At 32.0% G+C, this 21,096-nt stretch carries 15 protein-coding genes; 12 read left to right on the forward strand and 3 right to left on the reverse strand.

The window, feature by feature from the left end:
- The first annotated feature begins 6 nt into the window (after positions 1–6).
- Positions 7–2,010 carry a sensor histidine kinase gene (locus tag BC748_RS03540; protein ID WP_133532079.1) on the forward strand — a complete coding sequence of 668 codons (2,004 nt, stop codon included), beginning with the start codon at positions 7–9 and terminating at the stop codon, positions 2,008–2,010.
- 3 nt (positions 2,011–2,013) lie between these two features.
- Here BC748_RS03540 and BC748_RS03545 read toward each other — a convergent pair whose 3' ends face one another.
- Positions 2,014–2,679 carry a response regulator gene (locus BC748_RS03545; RefSeq protein WP_162846398.1) on the reverse strand — a complete coding sequence of 222 codons (666 nt, stop codon included), beginning with the start codon at positions 2,677–2,679 and terminating at the stop codon, positions 2,014–2,016.
- A 381-nt stretch (positions 2,680–3,060) separates the two neighbouring features.
- Between BC748_RS03545 and BC748_RS03550 the strand changes: the two genes are divergently transcribed.
- The 11 genes from BC748_RS03550 (at position 3,061) to BC748_RS03600 (ending at position 19,026) form a co-directional block, all read left to right on the forward strand.
- Entirely contained in the window at positions 3,061–3,651 is a 591-nt protein-coding gene (locus BC748_RS03550; protein WP_133532081.1) for a sensor histidine kinase, read from the forward strand.
- A gap of 8 nt (positions 3,652–3,659) precedes the next feature.
- Complete coding sequence (locus BC748_RS03555) at positions 3,660–4,460, forward strand: response regulator transcription factor (protein ID WP_133532082.1); 801 nt, start codon at positions 3,660–3,662, stop codon at positions 4,458–4,460.
- Positions 4,461–4,555: 95 nt separating this feature from the next.
- Positions 4,556–4,813 (forward strand): hypothetical protein, encoded by a 258-nt coding sequence (locus BC748_RS03560; protein ID WP_133532083.1) that lies wholly within the window; start codon positions 4,556–4,558, stop codon positions 4,811–4,813.
- Complete coding sequence (locus BC748_RS03565; RefSeq protein ID WP_133532084.1) at positions 4,810–7,167, forward strand: T9SS type A sorting domain-containing protein; 2,358 nt, start codon at positions 4,810–4,812, stop codon at positions 7,165–7,167. Before BC748_RS03560 ends, BC748_RS03565 begins: the two co-directional genes overlap by 4 nt.
- A 1-nt stretch (position 7,168) precedes the next feature.
- Complete coding sequence (locus BC748_RS03570) at positions 7,169–8,458, forward strand: OmpA family protein (RefSeq protein ID WP_133532085.1); 1,290 nt, start codon at positions 7,169–7,171, stop codon at positions 8,456–8,458.
- 35 nt (positions 8,459–8,493) lie between these two features.
- Complete coding sequence (locus BC748_RS03575) at positions 8,494–9,246, forward strand: hypothetical protein (protein WP_133532086.1); 753 nt, start codon at positions 8,494–8,496, stop codon at positions 9,244–9,246.
- 11 nt (positions 9,247–9,257) lie between these two features.
- A complete protein-coding gene (locus tag BC748_RS03580) occupies positions 9,258–16,865 on the forward strand; it encodes a DUF8202 domain-containing protein (protein WP_133532087.1) in 7,608 nt (2,535 codons plus the stop codon).
- A gap of 399 nt (positions 16,866–17,264) precedes the next feature.
- Positions 17,265–17,699, forward strand: a complete 435-nt coding sequence (locus tag BC748_RS03585) for a hypothetical protein (protein ID WP_133532088.1) — start codon at positions 17,265–17,267, stop codon at positions 17,697–17,699.
- Positions 17,700–17,701: 2 nt separating this feature from the next.
- Positions 17,702–18,145 carry a hypothetical protein gene (locus BC748_RS03590; protein WP_133532089.1) on the forward strand — a complete coding sequence of 148 codons (444 nt, stop codon included), beginning with the start codon at positions 17,702–17,704 and terminating at the stop codon, positions 18,143–18,145.
- Positions 18,146–18,249: 104 nt separating this feature from the next.
- Positions 18,250–18,633, forward strand: a complete 384-nt coding sequence (locus BC748_RS03595) for a hypothetical protein (protein ID WP_133532090.1) — start codon at positions 18,250–18,252, stop codon at positions 18,631–18,633.
- 18 nt (positions 18,634–18,651) lie between these two features.
- Complete coding sequence (locus BC748_RS03600) at positions 18,652–19,026, forward strand: hypothetical protein (protein ID WP_133532091.1); 375 nt, start codon at positions 18,652–18,654, stop codon at positions 19,024–19,026.
- Between the two features lie 477 nt (positions 19,027–19,503).
- Here BC748_RS03600 and BC748_RS03605 read toward each other — a convergent pair whose 3' ends face one another.
- Entirely contained in the window at positions 19,504–20,571 is a 1,068-nt protein-coding gene (locus tag BC748_RS03605) for an outer membrane protein assembly factor BamB family protein (protein WP_162846399.1), read from the reverse strand.
- A 227-nt stretch (positions 20,572–20,798) separates the two neighbouring features.
- Positions 20,799–21,059 (reverse strand): hypothetical protein, encoded by a 261-nt coding sequence (locus BC748_RS03610; protein WP_133532093.1) that lies wholly within the window; start codon positions 21,057–21,059, stop codon positions 20,799–20,801.
- Between the last annotated feature and the right edge of the window lie 37 nt (positions 21,060–21,096).

Below are 21,096 nucleotides of genomic sequence, written 5' to 3' on the forward strand. Positions count from 1 at the left end.
AACCACATGAAAACTATAATTTTACTATTTTTAGTTTTGCTTATAATGGGTTGTGAGCGAGACAAAAAAAAGAAACCTGATCCAAAGTTTAAAGCATTAAATGAATTGGCTATTACTACAGGAGAATTAATTTATGCGGGCAATTACGAAAAATTTGCAAAAAAGCAAAAAGAGTTCTTAAAACTTCTAAAAGAATCAGGTAGTGGAAATGATAGATTTTGGGCGTATTATTACGTCAATCAATCATCATATCACAACTTATTAGGTAATCATCGTGAGTTTTATAAAAATTGTGTTAAAGTAATTGACATTGATTCCGACTGTAAAGATGTTAATAAGTTAAAGGTAATTTCTTATAATAATCTAGCAGAGCTTTATACAGAAATAAAACAATTCAACTTGACAAACGCTAGTCTAATAGAGGCTTTGCAATTAATAAAAAAATATGACTTAGGAAATACACCAAAAGGTTTTACCTATGTAAAAATAGCTGAAAATTATGCTGACTTATACAATATCTCTAAAAAAAATAAAAAGGATAAAGCAGAACAATATTTAAAAAATCTGAAAAAAAATAATGAAATTGCTCACAAGTTACTTTACTACAAAGACAAAGATACTACTTCCTATAAGGAGCGAATACTGTTTTACTCCAATTTAGCTACAAATTTTTATACAGTTGGTGAGAGACAAAAAGCGCAACAAATTTTTAATGAACAATATAATTTCGCTAAGGAAAGAAAAGATTGGGTTTTTTATTTAGATGTTTTTTTTGATGAACTGAATTGTAAAATGTTGGTTGAAAATAATGTGGATGTAAAAGGGTTGATGGAAAAAATAAATAGAATTGAAAAAGATGTAGTTTCAAAATTAAATCATCCTGAGAAATCAATGTTCTACTTTCAAAAAGCTCAATTTTGCCACAATTTTGATTATTTTTCAATGGCAATTGAATATAGTAAAAAGGCATTGCCTTATTATCAAGAAATAAACGACGAGCCCATACTTGGTGATTTAAACCTGTTTCTGGCAAACGGCTATAGACAGAAAGGAATGCATAAATTAGCTACTGCTCATTATGATAAAAAAAATGAATTAAATGATATCTTAATTAATAATCAATCTATGGTTGATTTAGAAAAATCAAATACACTTATCGATGTTTTTGAAGCAAGAGAACAAGAACGAGTTGAATTTGAAAAGGCCAAAAATGAACGCCAAAAGAATTATTTAATAGCTGTATCATTGGGCTTAATTCTATTGTTATTATTTTTAGTGCTTTTAGCTCAACGAAATGCTGGACTTAAAACAAAACAAAAACTCCTTGCATCAGAAATTCAGTATAACAAAGAAATGAATGAAAAACTAGAGTTAGAAAATATTTACCAAATTAAAAATGATTTGGTTGCTAAAAAAGCATTGCATACAAGTAATATGGAAATTGCAAAAAATCTACATGATGACATGGCATCAGGATTAGCGGCATTGAACTTTCTTATTGCCGATAAAGTAAGAAGCTCTCAAAGCGAAGAAGAGAAGAAAAGAATTGATATAGTAAAAGAGGAAGTGAATAGCTTGTATGAAAATTTCAGAAAGTATATTCATCATCTTTATTCTCAAGGAACAAAAGAGTTTAGTTTTTCAAAGATTTTTTTGAGTAATATGATTAGAAACAATTCTGAGATAGAAACAGAACTTTTAATAGATTTTAGAGAGGTTGATGAAAAATTGAACGTTTATCAACAAAATCAACTGCTTAGGATTTTATCTGAGGCCGTTACCAATGTTTATAAATATTCAAAGGGAAGTAAAGCCAAACTCGAAGTAAGTTTTGAAAACAATAATTGCAATTTCAAAGTTGAAGATAATGGAATTGGTTTTAATCTCAATATGGCTGGTGGAATTGGTTTAGAAAATATGAAAGAGCGAGCTGCACTTTTAGGTGGTGAATTACATATTCAATCAAACATAAACAAAGGAACTATGATAAGCGGGATATTTCCCATTTAGTGATTATGAAATGGGGTTATTTAAACCATTTTTTATGGAATATAGTACTAAGTCGGTAGTACGGTTTTGATGGGTTTTTTTGAACAAACTCTTCACATACATCTGAACTGTGTTTATACTCAAGTTTAAATCAAAGGCAATTTCCTTAGCTGTTCGCGAAGCACAAAGCAAATCGAGAATTTCTTGTTCTCTTGGTGTAAAAATAACACTAAAATCTTTTGTAGAAGTTTTTGAAAATATAATTTGTTCCTTGTAAAAATCACTGATATAAATTTTTCCTTTATTTATATTTTCAAAGGCATCTAATAATTCGTCTATGTCACAGTTTTTACACATAAAACCTTTAATTCCAGAATTTAAATTTTCAATAACAATACTCTTGCTATGGACAGACGTTAGTAGTATAACGTTATTTTTTTCAGAAAAAAAATCAGGATTATTTTTATAGAATACAATACCATTTTCTTCATCTACTAAAACATCGAGTAATATAAAATTAAATGGATTTCTATGTTTTATTCTATTTTCAAATTTTTTTAAATCATAGAAAACTACTACTTCAAAATTAGTATCAACTTGTTGTAGAACGTTTTTTAGCGAATCGGCTAATAAGATGTGATCATCTACAACAGCTATAAGAATTTTTTCTTGTACCATCTCCTCTTTCATAATAAACATTTAAAATCATTACACCAATATTAGTTATCTCAGCCATCACATTTGGTGTTTCTGCAGCAGGTTACAGACACTAATTTTGTTTTTGTTTAAACAATTCAAATATAGTGATATAGAACTAATTCTACAATGCTGTAGAATTAAAACTATATTTTTTTGTAGAATAATTTCGATTTCATAAAAATAGACAAAACTAACATCAATTTTAGATATGTGAAGTCAATTTTCGGTAAACAAAATAATTTCCTGAACTGTTTATTTGCCATAATTTTTTAACAAAATGTTATTTTGATTATGGTTAATTTGATTTTTATATAGTAAAAAACCTATTTTTTTTTAAATAAAATTTTGCTTACATAGTTGAAGAAATGTACCATGAAAAGAGATCATAATGAACTAAATCATCGCATCAAAAATAATTTACAATTAGTGGTTAGTATTTTAAATATTCAGGCAAAAGAAAGTAGAAGTAATGAAGTCAAAAGTGAACTAGAGTTAGGTCAAAAACGTGTAGTTTCAATTATGTTGATGCATGAAAGTATTGATTTTCATTACAAAGAAAATATAGTAGATATGGATATGTATATCTACAAAATATATTCCTATTTGAAAGAAGCATATGATGTTAAAGACGAGGATAGCTTTTTGCAACTGAATGCTAATAATATCAAGTTAAAAATGGATTTGGCTTTGCCATTAGGCTTAATAATTAACGAGTTTTTATTAAGCTCATTATTGAACTCTAAAATATCAAATTTAAACGTAAGCATATTATTAGAGTATGATGAAATAAGAGCAAACTATCTATTGAGTTTTTCTGATGATTCAATTTATGAAAACCTTGAGCGTAAAGAAGATAATTTAGGAATTGAAATGGTAAAAATATTGTTAAAACAAATTAAAGCAAAAATTACTGCTCAATCAACATATAATACATTTTATCAAATAGAATTTCCTAAAGAATAATTAGTGATATGAAAAAAAAATTAATACTAATAGTGGAGGATGATTTTCTCATAGCAAAAAGTGCTAGATACATTTTAGAGGAAGAAGGTTATGATGTAATTGTAAATGTAGACAACTATTTAAAAGCTATAGAAATTATACAGAACAAGAAACCCGATTTGATTTTAGTAGATATTAGTATAAAGGGAGATCAAGATGGTATTGAGTTAGGTAAGTATTTGTTAAATTCAGATGATATTCCATATATCTATATTTCTTCTCATACAGATAAAATTACATTAGAAAGAGTTAAAGATACTAGACCTTATGGGTTTATAGTTAAACCATTCAAAGAAATGGATTTGGTAACTACAGTTTCCTTAGTGCTAAATAACTATTCATTTAGAGATTTAGATCCCAAAAGAAACAATAAACATGAATTAGATAGTATAGATGAAGTTCCATTTCGAATTAGAGGTGTAGTTGAGTATATAAATGAACATATCAATGAAAAAATTGACATTAACACCTTAGCTCAATTAACAAATTGGAAAGCGCATCATTTTATAAGAATGTTTTCTAATCTAATAGGAGTAACTCCTTATCAATACATTCTTAAAAAGAAAATTGAAAATATAAAAGTAAAATTAGAGGAAACCGACCAACCTATAATGGATATTGCCTATGCAACTGGTTTTCAAAGCTATAGTAATTTTAGTATTGCCTTTAAAAAAATAGCTGGTGTATCTCCTGAAGTTTATAGAATTAAGTCAAGAATCCATCATCATCTTCACAAAGCATATGACAATTCATTCTTTATTGAAAAATAATGTCAATAACCAATATTTGATGTCAATTTCTGATAACTAAGATAATGCTAAACGAAATAGTTTTGCTTTAAACTAAAATTTAAATTTATATATAAATGAAATTCAACACCTTGAAAAAAAAAGCAAAAGTTTATAGAAGAATGAGATATGTGATGTCACTTGTCTTGTTGCTTTCTCCCTTTTTAGGATTTTGTATGGATGATGATGAGGAAGGACCACCAGAACCACCTCCAGCTCCAATTGATCAATATCTGCTACCTGCAATTTTAATCTTGCTTGTATTGGTTTGGTTTTTTTATCAAAAGAAAGCCTCAAATAGTTATAAACAACAAACTAAAAAAGTTCAAATATGAGAGGAGTAAAAATTACATTTTTATTAGCGATTGGTTTCTTAAGTAATTCGTTGTGTGGACAGAGTATAAATTCGGGAACAATCTATGTTTCTGATAACTCGGAGTATTTTATACAAAACGGAAATCTTGATTTTGACAACATTTCTAATGCTACTACACAAACAACACGAACAGATGCTAATTATGGAAAAGTTAGTTTCACCCAAAATTCGGGTTGGATTAACGCTTCAGATGCACATTTTTTGGATGGATATGGTCGATCATATAGTCCAGATTTGTTCATTTTACCAGTTGGTCAATCAGGTATATTTGCTCCAGTTGGAGTAGATCCTGTTAATGATTTAGGAATTGATGGTGCTTATTTTGCAAGTGCTCCATCAGCGGTTGGAACGACATTGGGATTTGGAATTTCAAGTGTTAGTACTACTGAATACTGGAGAGTGCTTGGCTCTTCTTCTAAAATTACTTTAACATATAGAGCATCTTCTAATGCAACATTTATCTCAGCAAATAATTTGCCGAACTTAATTATAGCCGGTTGGAACGGAACTCAGTGGGAAGAAATTCCTTCAAGTTTAGACCCGGTTTCTATTTTGGGTGGTACATCAACGCTTATATCGGGTTCGATAACATCAACATCTGAAGTAAATCTTGCAACCTATCAATATTTTACATTAGCAGGAAAAGACGGATGCGCTCCATTGATTGCATCATCGGGTAATATAAAAACTTGGAATGGAGGTTGGTCTCCAAGTCCGCCAACTCTTGCTGATCCAGTAATTATTAATAGTCCTTATTCTGGAACTTCATTTGTATGTAATTCCTTAGAGTTGAACAGTAATGTAACATTAGCTGACGACACGTCGGTTGAAATTGTTAATGGTGTTACAGGTTCAGGAAAAATAATAATGAGTTCAGAAGCAATTGTTGTACAACGAAATGCAACTTCTCTTGCGCCTAACATTGAATTGACAAAATCAACGCGCCCAATGCGTCGCTATGATTATGTTTATTGGGGAACACCAATTGCAGGAAACTTTTTCAGTCAATTGAATGGAGCTGTAGCTCAAGGATTTATAACTCCAGGTGCATTTGACCTTAAATACAAATTTGTTCCAGGTCCAGCACCAGGTAATGGATGGCAAAACCTAACAACTACCGAAACAGGTAAAGGTTATATCATGAGAGTAAAGCAACAAGCACCTTTTGTTGACGATGCAACTGCTAATGCCATAGATTTAAAATTTGCTGGAGTTTCAAATAATGGAGATGTTCAAGTTAACATTATTTACAACACAGCAGCAACTTCACCAACTTCTAAAACACACCATAATTTAGTAGCTAATCCATATCCATCTGCTATAGATGCTGGTTTGTTCTTAAAGGAAAATACAGATATTGACGGTGTGGTTTATTTATGGGCTGCAAAAACACCATATCCAGGAACTGGAAATTATACTCAAGCTGATTTTGCGGCTTGGAATTTATCAGGAACGGTAAATACATCACCAATTCCCACGGAAATCAACGGAAAGATTGCAAGCGGTCAAGGATTTATTGTAAGAGCTTTAAATTCTGGTAGCGTGACTTTTACTAATTGTATGCGTTTGACAAGTACAGGTTCTAATGGTAATTTCTTTAGAACAAGTGCTTCAGAAGAAACTACTGAAACAAAAGATAAGTTTAAAGTTAATTTGACTACTTCAAATAATGTATTCAGTCAAATTTTAATTGCGTATTCTGAAAATTCTACTGCTGGTTATGATAGATTATATGACGCTACTAAATTTTCAACTAGCACTTCTCAATTATATTCCTTACTAGACGATAATACTAAGTTAGCAATTAACGGAAAAGGAGTTTTTGACGCAACAGATATTGTAAAGTTAGGACTTTCAAAAGATACTTCTGAAGTTCAGGAATATTCGATGACTGTTTCCGAAAAGGAAGGTGTTTTTTTAACAGATGATGTAAAAATTTATTTGCACGATAAAACATTAAACCAATACCACGATTTCGATAATGGTGCCTATAGTTTCTTCATAAATGGCACTGCGACTAATGATCGTTTTGAAGTAGTGTATCAAACGGAAGCCTTATCAAATACAGATTATGATAACATTATGGCTGATGTTTTCTTGACAAAAGAGGTTGTATTAGGTTCAGCTAATGAAATCATTGAATCACTAGCAATATATGATGTAGCGGGAAGATTAGTTGAAAACTTCAAAAAAGTGAACAATCTTCAGTTTTCCTATCCTTTCCATCATGCAGAAGGAGTTTATATCGCTAAACTTAAACTAGATAACGGGAAAATATTTACCAAAAAATTAATTAACGCTAATAAATTATAGAATGCTAATAAAATGTATTTACAGAACAACAATGGTAGTATTACCTGTACTTTTTTCTTCGGGAGTCTTTGCACAAGAAAAAGAAGGTAAGCCATTTAATTCATGGTCTATTGAACTTAATGCAGGACAGAATAAAGCAGTAAGACCATTCACATCGGGATATTACTCGTCTGATCCCACCAATTATTTCAATTTTAGTGGTGTAAATCACTTTGATTTTGGAGTTAGATATATGTTCAATCCAAGATTTGGTCTTAAACTAGATATAGCGTCTGATGAAATAAAAAATCAAAAGAGTAGTGGTTCTTTACCATTTAAATCACAACAGTATAGAGTTGGATTACAAGGAGTAGCAAACTTAGGAAGCATTTTAAATTTCGAGTCATTTACAAAACGTTTTGGACTTTTAGCCCACGCTGGAGTACAAGCATCTCAATTCACACCAAAAATGGGTGTAAACAAGTACGTTACCGAAGATAATGGTGGTATAATGGTTGGACTAACACCACAGTTTAGAATTGCTAAATGGTTAGCCATTACGGCAGATTTTACTGCAATAAACAACGTACGTCAGCACTTTAACTGGGATGGAACCTATTCAGCCGATGCTAATAATTTATCGGGTTTAATGTTTAATACTAATCTAGGGCTTACTTTTTATTTAGGTAAAAAAGAAAAACATGCGGATTGGTATTTTGAATCTTCTGTGAATTCAACAGATAAAGAAGCTTTGGACAGAATTGCGGATTTAGAAACGATGTTACAAGACACTGACAGAGATGGAATTCCTGATTATTTAGATGTTCAAAACAATACACCTAACGGGGTTATTGTTGATTCTAAAGGACGTTTTATGGATGTCAATAATAACGGCACACCTGACGAATTAGAAAAATCAACAAATGGTAAGGATGGTATTAATAAAACAATAGTTAGTCAATCAGATGCTATCAAATCATTGATGGAAAAAGGATATGTAAACGTTTTCTATGATGTAAATCTTGATACACCTAACGTAGGCTCTACTAATAATGTATATCAAATAATCAACTTCTTAAGACATTATCCAAATGCAAAAGCGAAACTTGTAGGCTATGCGGATGTAAGAGGAAACGAAAGTAAGAACAAAGCTCTTTCAACAAGAAGAGCTCAAAAATTATACGATATTATTATAGCTTCAGGAATTAATTCAAATCGATTATCCATTGAAGGACAAGGAGTTGATAGTTCGTTTCCCAAAACGACAACTGGTCTAGACTTGGCTAGACGAGTTTCTATAATTCTGGAATAAGAGTAAAAAAATTAAATAAGTTAAAACATAAAAAAATGAAAAAAATAATATTACAATTAGCATTAGTGTTAACATCTGCAATTTCATTTGCTCAAACGGGTATTAATACAACTACTCCAAAAAGCACATTAGATGTAAACGGTTCTTTTGGAACAAAAATTACAGAGATAACAGATCCCAATGCTTTTGCTTTAGATGCTTCGCACCAAACAGTAGTGTTTAGAGGAACTGGAGGAACAATTGTTATCCCCACTGCATCTACTTGTCTAGGAAGAGAATACACATTAGTAAATTTTTCTAGCGGTTTTGTGCAGTCAGGAGCAACACTATTTGATAGAGGAACTGGTGGGATTAATGGAATTCCAACTATGACTGTTTTTAAAATTAAATCTGATGGTACTAAATGGATTGAGTTAACTACAGAAACAACAACCGTAGCAACTGGTTCTGCCATGGTAAATTCTCCAAATGTAGATTTAAAGCCTGCATTGAAATTTTTCTATATGCCAAGTGTTTCAATTGATGTATCATCTCCAATTACAGGCGCAACTAAATCTTTATACGGAGAATACGCAGCACAGTTTGCATCACCTATGATTGCTAGTTCAGGTTCTGCTGGCACCATACCATTTTTTGATGCACCAACTGATTTAGAGTATTACATAACCTATTATGACAACACCGTTTTAGAAAATGTCTCAATATCAGCATCAGGTGTGTTAACTTATGATGTTTTATCAGGTGCTTCAGATTGTTCATTTATTAATATAGTATTTGTTGTTAAATAATAAATTATAATATGAAATATAAATCAAAATACATATACTTTCTATTTGTAATCATTACGCTGATGATTACGAATACTACTTATGCCCAGTATCCTGGTGGGGTTTCCTCAGGAACTACACGTGGGTATAAGGTAGATTATTATAACGGAACGTTTAATAATCAAACCGGCTTTGGAGAAGGAACGGCTAATGCTACTCCGGCAAACACAGCATACAGCAACAAAATTACAGGGGATGAATTTCAACCAATTGATGGAGACTTCTATGCTTTAGAATATAGTGGTACACTTGAAATAACTGTAGCAGGAAACTATACATTCAATATAACAGGTGACGACCGTGCTTGGCTCTACATTGATGGAAATTTAATAGCACAGGCAACTCCTAATGTAGCAGCTTCAGGAAGTGTAGCGCTTTCTGTAGGAGATCACACTATTAAAGTAAAAATGTATGAGTTGGGAGGAGCAAATTTTGCAACGCTTAAATTTGGAGCCAATCCGGCAGGTATTACTGTTAGTCATGATGTTGACGGCCGTTTTGTTCGTAGTGACAACTCTAAATTGACAGCTTGGTATAAGGCTTCTGATGTTACAATTACACCTAATTATGGTGGTCCCGGAGTTGATAAAGTAAACTCTTTTGTAAATATGGCACCGGATTACACAGGAAATGGTAATTTAGCTTATTCAGGTACTGGTAGTGCGGAGAAAGATGATACAAGGTTGTTGAATTTCAATCCAGCAGTTCGCTTTAATGGAGATGATTTTTTTAACTCTGGTGCTACTATCAAAGGACTTAGTCTTAGAGGAGCTACTAAAAGTATGTTCTTGGTAAACAATTATACAAATAATGTTGGACAAGGAAACATATGGATGTTTTTTCACGGAGACAACAGTAGTAACCAAAGAATAGGGTTTTATAAAATTGATGCTTCTGGAAATCAGTTTGCAGTTGAAGGCTCAGGAATTACAAATGCTTCAACATACACGGCAAATGAACCTAAATTACTGGGAGGTTTTCTAGATCAAGTTACTGGAGGTTTAGCTCCAAACGGAACAAATCCTCTTTCAATGCGTTCTAACGGAAATAGTGGTTCAACTTCATCTCTTTTTTCGAATGCAGATTATGATGCAGCTGGGTTATATTTCGCCAACATGAATGGAGCAAATTTGCCAGAGGCAATATATTACCCTTTTGCATTAAGTCAGATTGAAGAAAGAAAAGTAAATACATATCTTGCTATAAAATATGGTATTACCTTGGCTCATGATTATATCAATACTTCGGGAATTGTCGTTTTTGATGTAGCTGGAACTACAAATACGGGTTATAAAAACCGAATTTTTGGAATCGGTCGTGAACTAGCGGTTGAAGGATTGAACCAAAAACAAAGCAAATCGCAAATGACATCTACAATAGGTTATGATTTTTTAGTAACCTCTAAAGGCACTGTTGCTACAACCAATGCACTTAATACTGGCGTTTTGGCAGATAATGATTATTTACTTTTAGGAGATAATGCAGGTGCCTTAGTTGCTCAATCTACAGAAATACCTACAACTTTTGCTAACACAGCGGGATGTAATGTTGCTAGAATTGGAAGAGAATGGAAAGCACAAGTAACAGGAGCACCAGGTGCTATTACGGTAGTGGCAGGTAGTACGACTTCAGGTTCTTATGTTTTTCCAAACAATGCTGCTGGTGTAACTTTATTAGTTGATACAGATGGAAATGGTGATTTTACCGATGGTACAGTTAATACTTTTCCAGCTACTTCTGTAACTAGTGGTGTGGCTACTTTTGATAATGTTTCCATTCCTAACGGAGCTGTAATTACTATTGCTTGGACAGTAATTAGTCCTGGTGGAGTGAGTGCTGGACTGAAATTATGGTCTAAGGCAGATGATACTTCATTAGTCACAGGAAATATTAATACTTGGAATGATTATGTTAGTGGTAACAACTTAACAAGAGTTGGTAGTACAATTACTAAAGAAGATAATGTATTTAACTACAATCCAGCCGTTCGATTTTTCGATGGAGATAATACCTATTTTCAAAGTTCCAGTTCTTTGGGTATGAATGGTGATAATACGTATTCAGAGTTTTATCTCCTGAGAGGAACTTTTACATCTGGTATAGCTTTCGATGAGATTATAACCCTTGGAGGCGGTGTTCATCGCTGGGAGAATAGTGCCGTTGGATTAAACAACGGTTCTTATGGTGCTTATGGACAGGGTACTGCGCAAAATTCAGCTGCTGCTGGCCCTACAATGGCAAATCTTGGATTATACAGTAATAATGCAACAGGTACCCAGGCCTTGCTGAGGACTAATGGGATTATAAGAGCTACAAACAATACAACCTCTAATTTGTCTTTATCAGGTAATTTCAGGATAGGTACTGATGTTGATGGCGGTGATGGCAATTTTAATGGATTTTATGTTCCGGAGTTGATAGTCTACAACACCAATCTTTCAACTACTGACATACAAAAAGTAAATTCCTATTTGGGTATCAAATACAGCATACCGCTGGGAGATGGATTAGGAACATCTGCTTCTGATTATTTGGCTAGTGACGGAACTGTAATCTGGACAGGGAATTCTACCTATAAATTTGGTATGTTTGGTATTGGTAGAGATGATTGCTCTGGTCTTGTTCAGAAACAATCTAAAACCTATATTGACGGTACTGATAATGTTAAATTTGGTCTAACTAAATTAGCGACAACCAATACGGCTAATGTTGGCACATTTGCGACCAACAAGCAATTTATTGTAGTAGGTAACGATGGTGGTAGTTTTGCAGGAACTACTGATAACATTCCAGGAAATTATTTATCTTTAAGTTGTAATCCCTACCGTTATACCCGTAATTGGAAAGTTCAAAACACTAATAATACCACAAATGCTTTACAAATTGCAATTGGTGATGCAACTAATAGAATAGGCTCTAACTGGAGTAATGTAACATTGGCGATTAATAGTGCTGGTGATGCAACATTTGCATCAGGTACAACAACATTAGTTGCTGCTTCAAACATTACTGCTGGTGTAGCCACTTTTGATAATGTAACATTGCCAGACGGTGCTGTTTTTACGGTTTGTTATACACTTGGTTTTCCTGGTGGGGTAAGTAAACCAACTGGGATTGGAATAGTAGCTCCAGTTAGTGGGTTCACAACTAGTAATGTAAATGGTTTAGCTTACAAGTTATACAAAACTAACACAACATCAGGAACTGGTATTTCAACAGGATTTAGTTCGTTTTCGCCCGTTTTATTAAGTTCAGGTTACTTTCCTAATACCAATTCTTTTCATAACTTTCCATTTAACAAGCTAGTACAAGATTATGGTGCAGCAGATGGTTATGGTGTAGAATTGACAGGGAAATTATTTATTCCAACTGGTTCTTCAACATATCGATTCAGAGGTGCTGCCGATGACCAACTAGCATTGATTATTGATGGGACTACTGTTTTAAATATTACATCAACTAGTACTGGTACTAATTCATCTAATGTTAATCTCTCTGCAGGTTATCATGATATTATCATTCGTGGTAGAGAATTAACAGGTGCACAGAATTTTGATTTAACTTGGAATGCCGGTAGCGGAACCTCATTTGTTGTCATACCAGATACCAACTTCTTTACTCAGGCTCAAGGCCCATCAGCTTGGTATGCTGCAGATGATAATATACTGTCTAGTGATTTTGCTAATGGTGCAACTGTATCTACTTGGAACGATATTTCTGGTAACGCAAATACCCTTACCACAGCAGCTTCAAATAATCCAACGTATTACAGCACTACGGTAACTCAGCTACGTAACTTTAATCCCGTTATTGCCTTTACAAATGACAGAATGCGCAACTTTAATTATCTAAACGGTTTTGCGTTTGGTAAACAAGGTAAATCCGTTTTTGCTGTAGCAGATATGTTTGCCAGTAATGCTTCAGAGAATTTGACGGGCTATGGTCAGGATGAAACAACAGACAGAGATTTTATGCTGTTTAAAACCCCATCAGATGTATTATCATTAAGAGGTTGGGGTAATGATTTAAGTGGATTTACTTACGGTGCAACACGAAGAACAGATATATTATCAGGTATTTACGCTAATGGTAACATTACCACTACTAGCAATGGAGCAATATATGCTAATGGTCTTCTTACGTCTGATCCTCTTTCTAGTACCCGAACAACATGGGATACTTGGATGAATGACCAATCTCAATTAGAAATTGGTAATGCTCCTGATAGAGTTGACGCAAATGGCTGGGATGGTAGTTACAGCGAAGTAATTTATTACCCTTGGAACTTAACGGTTACAGAGCGCCAAAAGGTAAATTCATATTTGGCAATTAAATGGGGTACTACTTTAGATCAAACAGCGCCAACTAGTTATATTGCTAGTGATGGGGTTACAAAAATGTGGGATGCTTCTTTAAATACAGCATTCAAGTATGATATAACAGGTATTGGTCGTGACGACTGTGGTAACTTGAACCAGAGGCAAAGTACAAGCACAGATGGGGAGGATATTGTAGCGATGTCTACAGGAACTTTTCAAACTACTAATGCTTTAAACACTGGAAATTTTGCTGTGAACAATAGTTTTTTAACTTGGAGTCACAATAATTTATCACTTGGATTTTCAAGTGTTGTAAGTACGCAATTGCCTGCAGCTCTCTCTACAACAACTTGTTATGATCGTTTTGCTCGTGTATGGCAAGCTCAAGTAGTAGGAACTCCTGGTGCAGTAACTGTTAAGATGGGTAAAGCAGGTTTAGTTACTATTAATGCATCATTATTTAAACCGGTATTGCTTGTTGGAAATAGCCCAACAGATTTTACCAATGCTACTATATATAATTATACATCAAACTCTAATGGAGAAGTGTTTTATGATAATGTGACTTTTACACACGGACAGTATTTTACTCTTGCATTTATTCAAGCAGCGCCTGGTGGAGTTAAAACTAATATGACGACTTGGTTCAACGTTGATTATGATGTCTTTACAGATGTGGCACAAACTACCCGAGCAGTTAATGATGGTGATGTTGTTAGAAGTATCAATAACATGAAAACAGGTGCGGCATTCGCAAATGTTCAAGAAGTGGTTGCTGGGGCTAATCCTTTATACAAACCAGGGCAATTCAATTACAACACAGGGGTATTGTTTGATGGTATAAATGATGTTTTGGCAACTAGTGGAAATATTACAACATTAGATTACCGATCAATAAATCAAATGACAAGTGTCTTTACAGGTTTAGATTCTGGAAATAATACGCAAAATGTATATTGGTATCATGATGCAAATGGTAGTGGTCGTAAAACAACTTTGGAGAGAAATCAAGCTTTTTGGAGTGATAACAATACCAATCCATTGACAAGAAATCCAGCGGTTACAAAACCAGAAATTTATTCATTTGCCAATACCGCTGGCGGAAGCTGGAGACTTTATAGTAATCTTGCTACTGTAGGATCGGGAACAACTGGAAATAGTAATGCTACAAATGAATCAGGTAGATTTAGAATAGGAAGCTTTTCTTTTGGAAATACCGGTACTAATGCAGGAAGATTCAACTTTGGAGAATTCGTAATTTACAGTGATGATAAAGGTGCTAGCACTTCTTATGATATGCGTAGGATACATTCTTATATGGCTACTAAGTATGGTTTTACACTAGACCAAACTGCAATGGGAGGTCAATATATAGCTAGTGATGGTACAGTTACTTATAATCACACTTCTCACTGGAATAGAATTACAGGTATTGGTATGGATGATTGTTCTGCTTTTGAACAAAGACAATCATTTAGCCAAGAGACAGGTGGTTTAGTTAAAATTTCTAATGATCCAAATGGATTAGCAGCAACAAACTTTGCGAATCCTGCAAAATTTACTACCAATTTAACATTCTTGTTATTTGGTGATAATAATGGTGATGTAACTTGGACAGATCAGGATGCTATTACTTACAATTTACAAAATTATGTGAGATTAGATAGAACATTTAGAGTAAAAGAAACAGGAACAGTAGGTTCAGTTTATTTAGAAGTGCCAGATAATTCTAGTTCACTTACAACTAAATTACCAACTGAAGACACATCTGTTTATTTATTAGTTTCAAGTACTAATGACTTTACTTCACCAACAGCTGTTGTAGAAATGTTATTAAGTGGTACAAACTGGAATACAAACTATAATTTTACTGATGGTGATTACTTTACGTTTGCTACTAAAACTACATGTATAGCACCAGGCGGAATATCAAGTGGTTTGACAAGTTGGTATAAAATGAGTAGTCAAGCTCTGGGTGCAACTGTAACTTTAAACGATAATTCAAGTAATGGATTTAATATGACTAGAGTAACTAGTAGTGCTCCAGTTCCTGCTCAAAATATTACATCAGGTACATCAACTTTATTTAATTACAATAGATATTTACCAGCAAATGGGGCTATTTACTACGAAAGTGATGCTTTAAATGAAACTTCTGTTTATTCTGTAAATGCAGGAACAACGTTTGGAGTTGGTAATGGTACAAATAAAGACTTGTTTGGATTTGGAAGAATCTCCAATCCATTCAATAGAACTGGTTTGGCAGCAAATTCTTCTTTTTTCAATAATGCAACTAATAATTATCCATCATCTTCAAGTCTTCCAAATATTTTGGTTGCCAATACAGCTCCAGGAACAACTGATGCAACAAAAAACCATGCCACTTGGAATAATGGAATTTTAGGAAGTTCAGTTGTATTAACAGCAGCTAACTTGCCTCCGGCGGTCAGCTATAGATTACGCTTTGCATCAATGACACCTGTAACAACTGGTAATTTAGCAACTTATGGTCTTGCAGAAGCGTTTACTTATAATAGGAGTTTAAGTAATGTAGAAGTTCAAAAAATCAACACCTATTTAGCTATAAAATATGGTCAAACATTAGCGCATAACTATTTTGCGCCAGGTTATGATGGTACCAATGCTGCTACAGAAACATTGTACGATATTTCTACATATGGTAATCGAGTATTTGGTGTAGGTCGTCATATTGCAGGTTGTTTAACTCAAAACCAATCTACTTCAATGTTATCAGGTAGCATGATTAAGATTAGTGTTGATGGTGAAATGTTAGATGAAAATAGCCAAGATGTTACACCTTGGGGCACAGAAGATAGAACCTATGTGGTTTTAGGAGATAATAATGGTGATTTAACGTGGAATACAACTAATCTACCTGCACTTTTATCCAGAAATACTTGTGCAAGTAAAGTAGATAGAACATGGAAAGTTGTTACTACAAAACAAGCACCAGAATTATATATTTCTATTCCAGGAAGTACAAGTATAGCTACAACTAAGTTACCAGCTATACCAGCAGATAACTTCTTGTATATGGTTGTTAATGATAATGCTGACTTTACAGTTAATGCTAATCAACAACAATATGCAATGACTTTAAATGGTAGTGGTGATTGGGAACTATCTGGTTTAACTTTAGACGCAAATTCAACTAAGTATATCATGTTTGTTTACAAACCATTACTTTGTGGCTTACCTTGTTTTCCAGTTAATCCATCTACTAGTAGAATAAGAAGATAGGAGTATTAAAAGGTCATTTAGTCTGGCTGATTTTTAGCCAGACTATTTTGATTATTTCCAAGTAACATTTTTTAAAAATTTAGAGTTGATAGTTTTGAATAGCTCATTAATAAAATTGTTCTATCAATTAGAGTAATAACTGAGTGAGTATAATTTCGAAAAAAAATTTATATGAACTCAAAGTATTTCAGATTTAAAACATTCTTGTGATTGTAAAAATTTGAGTATTCTGAATATTAGTTTTTTTAAATGTTTACACCAATATTAGTTATAAAAACCCACCATAAGAGGTATTTCTATGTCTCTTTTAACCAACTAGTTTTGTCTTATAAAATGAAAGATAAAATTCATTAGGTAATGTATAAGTTCAATCATGAAATAAATATTTTTTTAAACAAAATGGATTTAAAAAAAAACAAACAAGAATATTATTATTCAAATAAAATAGGTTCTGTAATAGGAAATAAGGTTACGATAGAAAAGGTAAGTGAAGAAGATATTTTGCTTAATGACATATCCTATGTTAGGTTGATTTTTAAACAGAATGTCTTATTTAATGTGTTTTTTGCCACAGTTGGTATAATCGTATTTATTGCCCTCTATTTTATTCAGGATGAATTGATTTTTACACCAATAGGATTACTTTTTCTTTTGCTTTTTAGTTGTGGTGCTCTGTTTTACAATAAGAAAGAGTATTTCATACAGATTGTAAAAACAAAAGCGACACAAGTTATAGTTCCTGTAAAAAAGGATGACCTAAATTTTGCAAATGATTTGATTAAAAATATTATAAAAATAAAATCATCTAATACTGATTTTCAAACACTTTTATAAAAATGGAAAACGAAGATGTAAAAACAGTTAGTATAGGAAGAAGATTGTTATATGCTAACTCTTTTGGGATAATATTGTTAGACTCTATTATGATTTTTGATAGAGATAAAACACATTCGGTTGAATTAAGTAGTATAAAGAAAGTCTTTTTAAAAAAATACAGATCGCTTTATTTGAATTATTTTTTTTGTTTAGGAGCTTTAGTATTATTGATTAATTATTTCGTTGTAAATTTTTTTGAACTCAATTTATGGTTAACAATTTCCCTAACTATAATACTTTTTGTTGTTTCTGTTTTGATAAGAAAAAATAATTATATGTTTTATATAATTACAAATGACCATAGTCTAAATGTAATAAAATTAAATGTTGAAAAGGATAAAGTAGTCCATTCAAAACAGATTTTAAGGACTTTACACAAGACATTGAAAAATAATATCAATTAACAGTATTTGGCGTCAATAATTGAAATATAAAATGTAGTCTATAGATTTAATTTTGCTTATTAGAGTAACAATCCAAATCGTCTTGACTTTAATTTTCAAAAATTATGGAGAATAAAATGTTTATTTATGATAATACAAAAGAAATTTATAGGCTTCTAAAGCATTATTTTAAATATGATTACAAAATTTATTCTTTTGTTGATTATTCAATTGCAATACATGAAGCCTCAAAATTATCAAGAAACTCAGTCGCATTTGTAGTTGTAAATCATCCAAATGATCTGGCAGTTGTACTTATGCTGATGTCAAGAGTAGATTTAATTTTTGTTAGTACTAATAATAAAAATTTAGATTTTGTTTTAAAGCAAAATGAGTCAATAAAGTATCTAGATACAACGATTCTTAAATCAGAGTTGATTAATAAAATAAAAAAAATCATTCTACATAACTATTATGAAGATAGGGTTGAACACAAAAATGTTAGTTAATTATAATATTATTGGATTATGGAAAAAGAATATGTAATTGTAGTAGTAGCCGATCCTTTTTTTCAAAAAAAAAGGATTGATGAATTAATTAAATGGGTTATGCCTGTTTCAGTATTATTTGAAGTAGGTAGTTTGGAAGAATATATAAACTTGACTAGAATAGTTAATGTAGATGTAGTTATGTTGATAGATACTAAATATCAATCTGGTATAGTGGAAAAGAAAGTAACAAATACAATGGACACCAAATACCTTGTTTTTGCTAAAAAAACTAAAGAAATACTTTTTAGACCAGCTACTTACTTTATCAATCAAAATGAAAGTGACAAGAATATTCTAAATTTTATTAAAGGATTATTGTTCAAATTGGAACCTAAAATAAAAGTAGCATAGATTTAAGTAAAAAATGATTATAAATAGCTTTTTATAAAAATGCATTGTTTGTTTAATATAGTTTGATTTGGTATTTAAACATAGTTTGGGGCGAACTATAAATGTGTTTTTAACTACAGTAGCAATACTGTAGTTTTTTTTTGCCTTAATTTTAGTACTTTATATATTAATTTGAAGAGATGGGAATTAGTTAAAAAATTATAGAGAAAAAAAATTTCGATAAAGTCACTAGATCATCTTATATTTCAAATCATTTAACTAGTTAATGAAATAATAGCTCGAATTATAAAATGAAGTTTTATACTCATGAGTGATGAGAGGCGGTTTTGGGTTTTTGTCTCTGAAGTTTAGGAGATTTGTGAAGTGGCAAACTTCAGAACCGAGTATTCCCTATTAAATATAATATTTCTTGCGAGATCCAAACTAGAATTTACAACAAAATTCACAATCTTGCTAAACGCCTGTTAGCAGATGTTTTTATTTTAGTACCCAAATTTCATTCCCACCAGTTGGGAAATATATTCTGTTTTTTTCAACAATCGGTGTTGCAATTCCATAATTAAAAGGTTGAATAAAATTAATCTTTCCTTTATTTCTATTTACAGAATATAAATTTCTATTCATAGTTCCAAAATAAATATTCTCATTATAATTAATAATTTTAGTTTGTGCTTGGTCTTTATTTAAGTTTAATATCCAATTTGTTTTTCCATTTTCAACATTGAAAGAAATGATTTTGTTGTCATAAGTATTCAAAATGATATTTTTATTTATTATGCATGGTTCATATTGTAAGTCACAATTTAAGGATTTAGACCAAATTTCATTTCCGTTTTCAAAATTCAACATTAAAATTTTACCGGTTTTAAAATCTTTATCAAGCAAAACTAAGAGTCCATTTTCAGTTTTATATTGTTTTATGCGTTCAAAATTTTGATATTTATTTTCCCAAATAGTTTTCCCGTTTTTATTATTAATTGCCAGGAGTTTAGCAGTAAGTTCTGAAAAACCAAGATGAATTATTTCTTTATAAAATGTCGGTTTATTTGTTTCAGTAATGTTAGAATCTTTTGGTAAAAACCAAATAACATTTCCATTTGCTATATTTATTTTACTAAATCCATTTCCTTGTACTGAGCCATAAATTGAATTGTTATATCCAGATAAATCATTCCTTAAATTTACTTCACCATTGATTTTCCAAGTTAATTTTCCGTTTTTATTAAAACAATTTAACTCAGTTCCATATTCTGTTAAAAATATGTTTTGTTTAAATATTAATGGTTTGTAGATAGGATTATAATCGGTTTTGAAGTTTAACCCAATCTTTGCGTTCTCTATATTTACAGAATAAAAGTTATTCTTTAAATCTGCAAAATATAATTGATTATCATGAGAGATTAAAGACGAAGGCATCCAATCAAATTTTTCATTTCTCCAAAGTAATTTGACAAATTGATTATTTACGGTTTGGATATTATTTGTCTCTTTGCAAGACACAAGAAATGTAAATAAAAAAAATGTAATATATTTTGTGATTTTCATTTTGATGCGATTTTCCAAAAATATCTGCTGACGAATCCCAGCTTTCATTCCGTGGTGACTTACTCAGCACTGACTACACAAATATAACTTAAATTTTATTGCACCAGAGTACTTTCCTGACTTGTCCTTGCCTTACCATTAGTTCCGTTCGGCTGCGCCTCGGGCGATGAAAACTGGTGTTGGCATACGTTTTTATGTTTTCTTTTCAGTAGGGTTTTGTTAGGTGCTTATTTTATTGGTGCGGATGTCTTGTTTAGTTTGGCGGATGTCTTGTTCACTTTGGCGGATGTCTTGTTCACTTTGGCGGATGCCTTGTTTAGTTTGGCGGATGCCTTGTTCATTTTGGCGGATGCCTTGTTTAGTTTGGCGGATGCCTTGTTCACTTTGGCGGATGTCTTGTTTACTTTGGCGGATGCCTTGTTTAGTTTGGCGGGTGTCTTGTTTACTTTGGCGGATGCCTTGTTCACTTTGGCGGGTGTCTTGTTCATTTAAACCAAAGGCTTGTTCGATTTGGAACAAGCCTTG

The sequence above is a fragment of the Flavobacterium dankookense genome (assembly GCF_004362665.1).
GTDB lineage: Bacteria > Bacteroidota > Bacteroidia > Flavobacteriales > Flavobacteriaceae > Flavobacterium > Flavobacterium dankookense.

What these genes read in the sequence shown, in the direction of transcription:
- BC748_RS03610 (WP_133532093.1), bottom strand. Translation starts at nt 21,059, where the DNA reads ATGAACAAGACACCCGCCAAAGTGAACAAGGCATCCGCCAAAGTAAAC.
- BC748_RS03545 (WP_162846398.1), bottom strand. Translation starts at nt 2,679, where the DNA reads ATGAAAGAGGAGATGGTACAAGAAAAAATTCTTATAGCTGTTGTAGAT.
- BC748_RS03600 (WP_133532091.1), top strand. Translation starts at nt 18,652, where the DNA reads ATGGAAAAAGAATATGTAATTGTAGTAGTAGCCGATCCTTTTTTTCAA.
- BC748_RS03585 (WP_133532088.1), top strand. Translation starts at nt 17,265, where the DNA reads ATGGATTTAAAAAAAAACAAACAAGAATATTATTATTCAAATAAAATA.
- BC748_RS03560 (WP_133532083.1), top strand. Translation starts at nt 4,556, where the DNA reads ATGAAATTCAACACCTTGAAAAAAAAAGCAAAAGTTTATAGAAGAATG.
- BC748_RS03565 (WP_133532084.1), top strand. Translation starts at nt 4,810, where the DNA reads ATGAGAGGAGTAAAAATTACATTTTTATTAGCGATTGGTTTCTTAAGT.
- BC748_RS03570 (WP_133532085.1), top strand. Translation starts at nt 7,169, where the DNA reads ATGCTAATAAAATGTATTTACAGAACAACAATGGTAGTATTACCTGTA.
- BC748_RS03550 (WP_133532081.1), top strand. Translation starts at nt 3,061, where the DNA reads ATGAAAAGAGATCATAATGAACTAAATCATCGCATCAAAAATAATTTA.
- BC748_RS03580 (WP_133532087.1), top strand. Translation starts at nt 9,258, where the DNA reads ATGAAATATAAATCAAAATACATATACTTTCTATTTGTAATCATTACG.
- BC748_RS03590 (WP_133532089.1), top strand. Translation starts at nt 17,702, where the DNA reads ATGGAAAACGAAGATGTAAAAACAGTTAGTATAGGAAGAAGATTGTTA.
- BC748_RS03555 (WP_133532082.1), top strand. Translation starts at nt 3,660, where the DNA reads ATGAAAAAAAAATTAATACTAATAGTGGAGGATGATTTTCTCATAGCA.
- BC748_RS03605 (WP_162846399.1), bottom strand. Translation starts at nt 20,571, where the DNA reads ATGAAAATCACAAAATATATTACATTTTTTTTATTTACATTTCTTGTG.
- BC748_RS03595 (WP_133532090.1), top strand. Translation starts at nt 18,250, where the DNA reads ATGGAGAATAAAATGTTTATTTATGATAATACAAAAGAAATTTATAGG.
- BC748_RS03575 (WP_133532086.1), top strand. Translation starts at nt 8,494, where the DNA reads ATGAAAAAAATAATATTACAATTAGCATTAGTGTTAACATCTGCAATT.
- BC748_RS03540 (WP_133532079.1), top strand. Translation starts at nt 7, where the DNA reads ATGAAAACTATAATTTTACTATTTTTAGTTTTGCTTATAATGGGTTGT.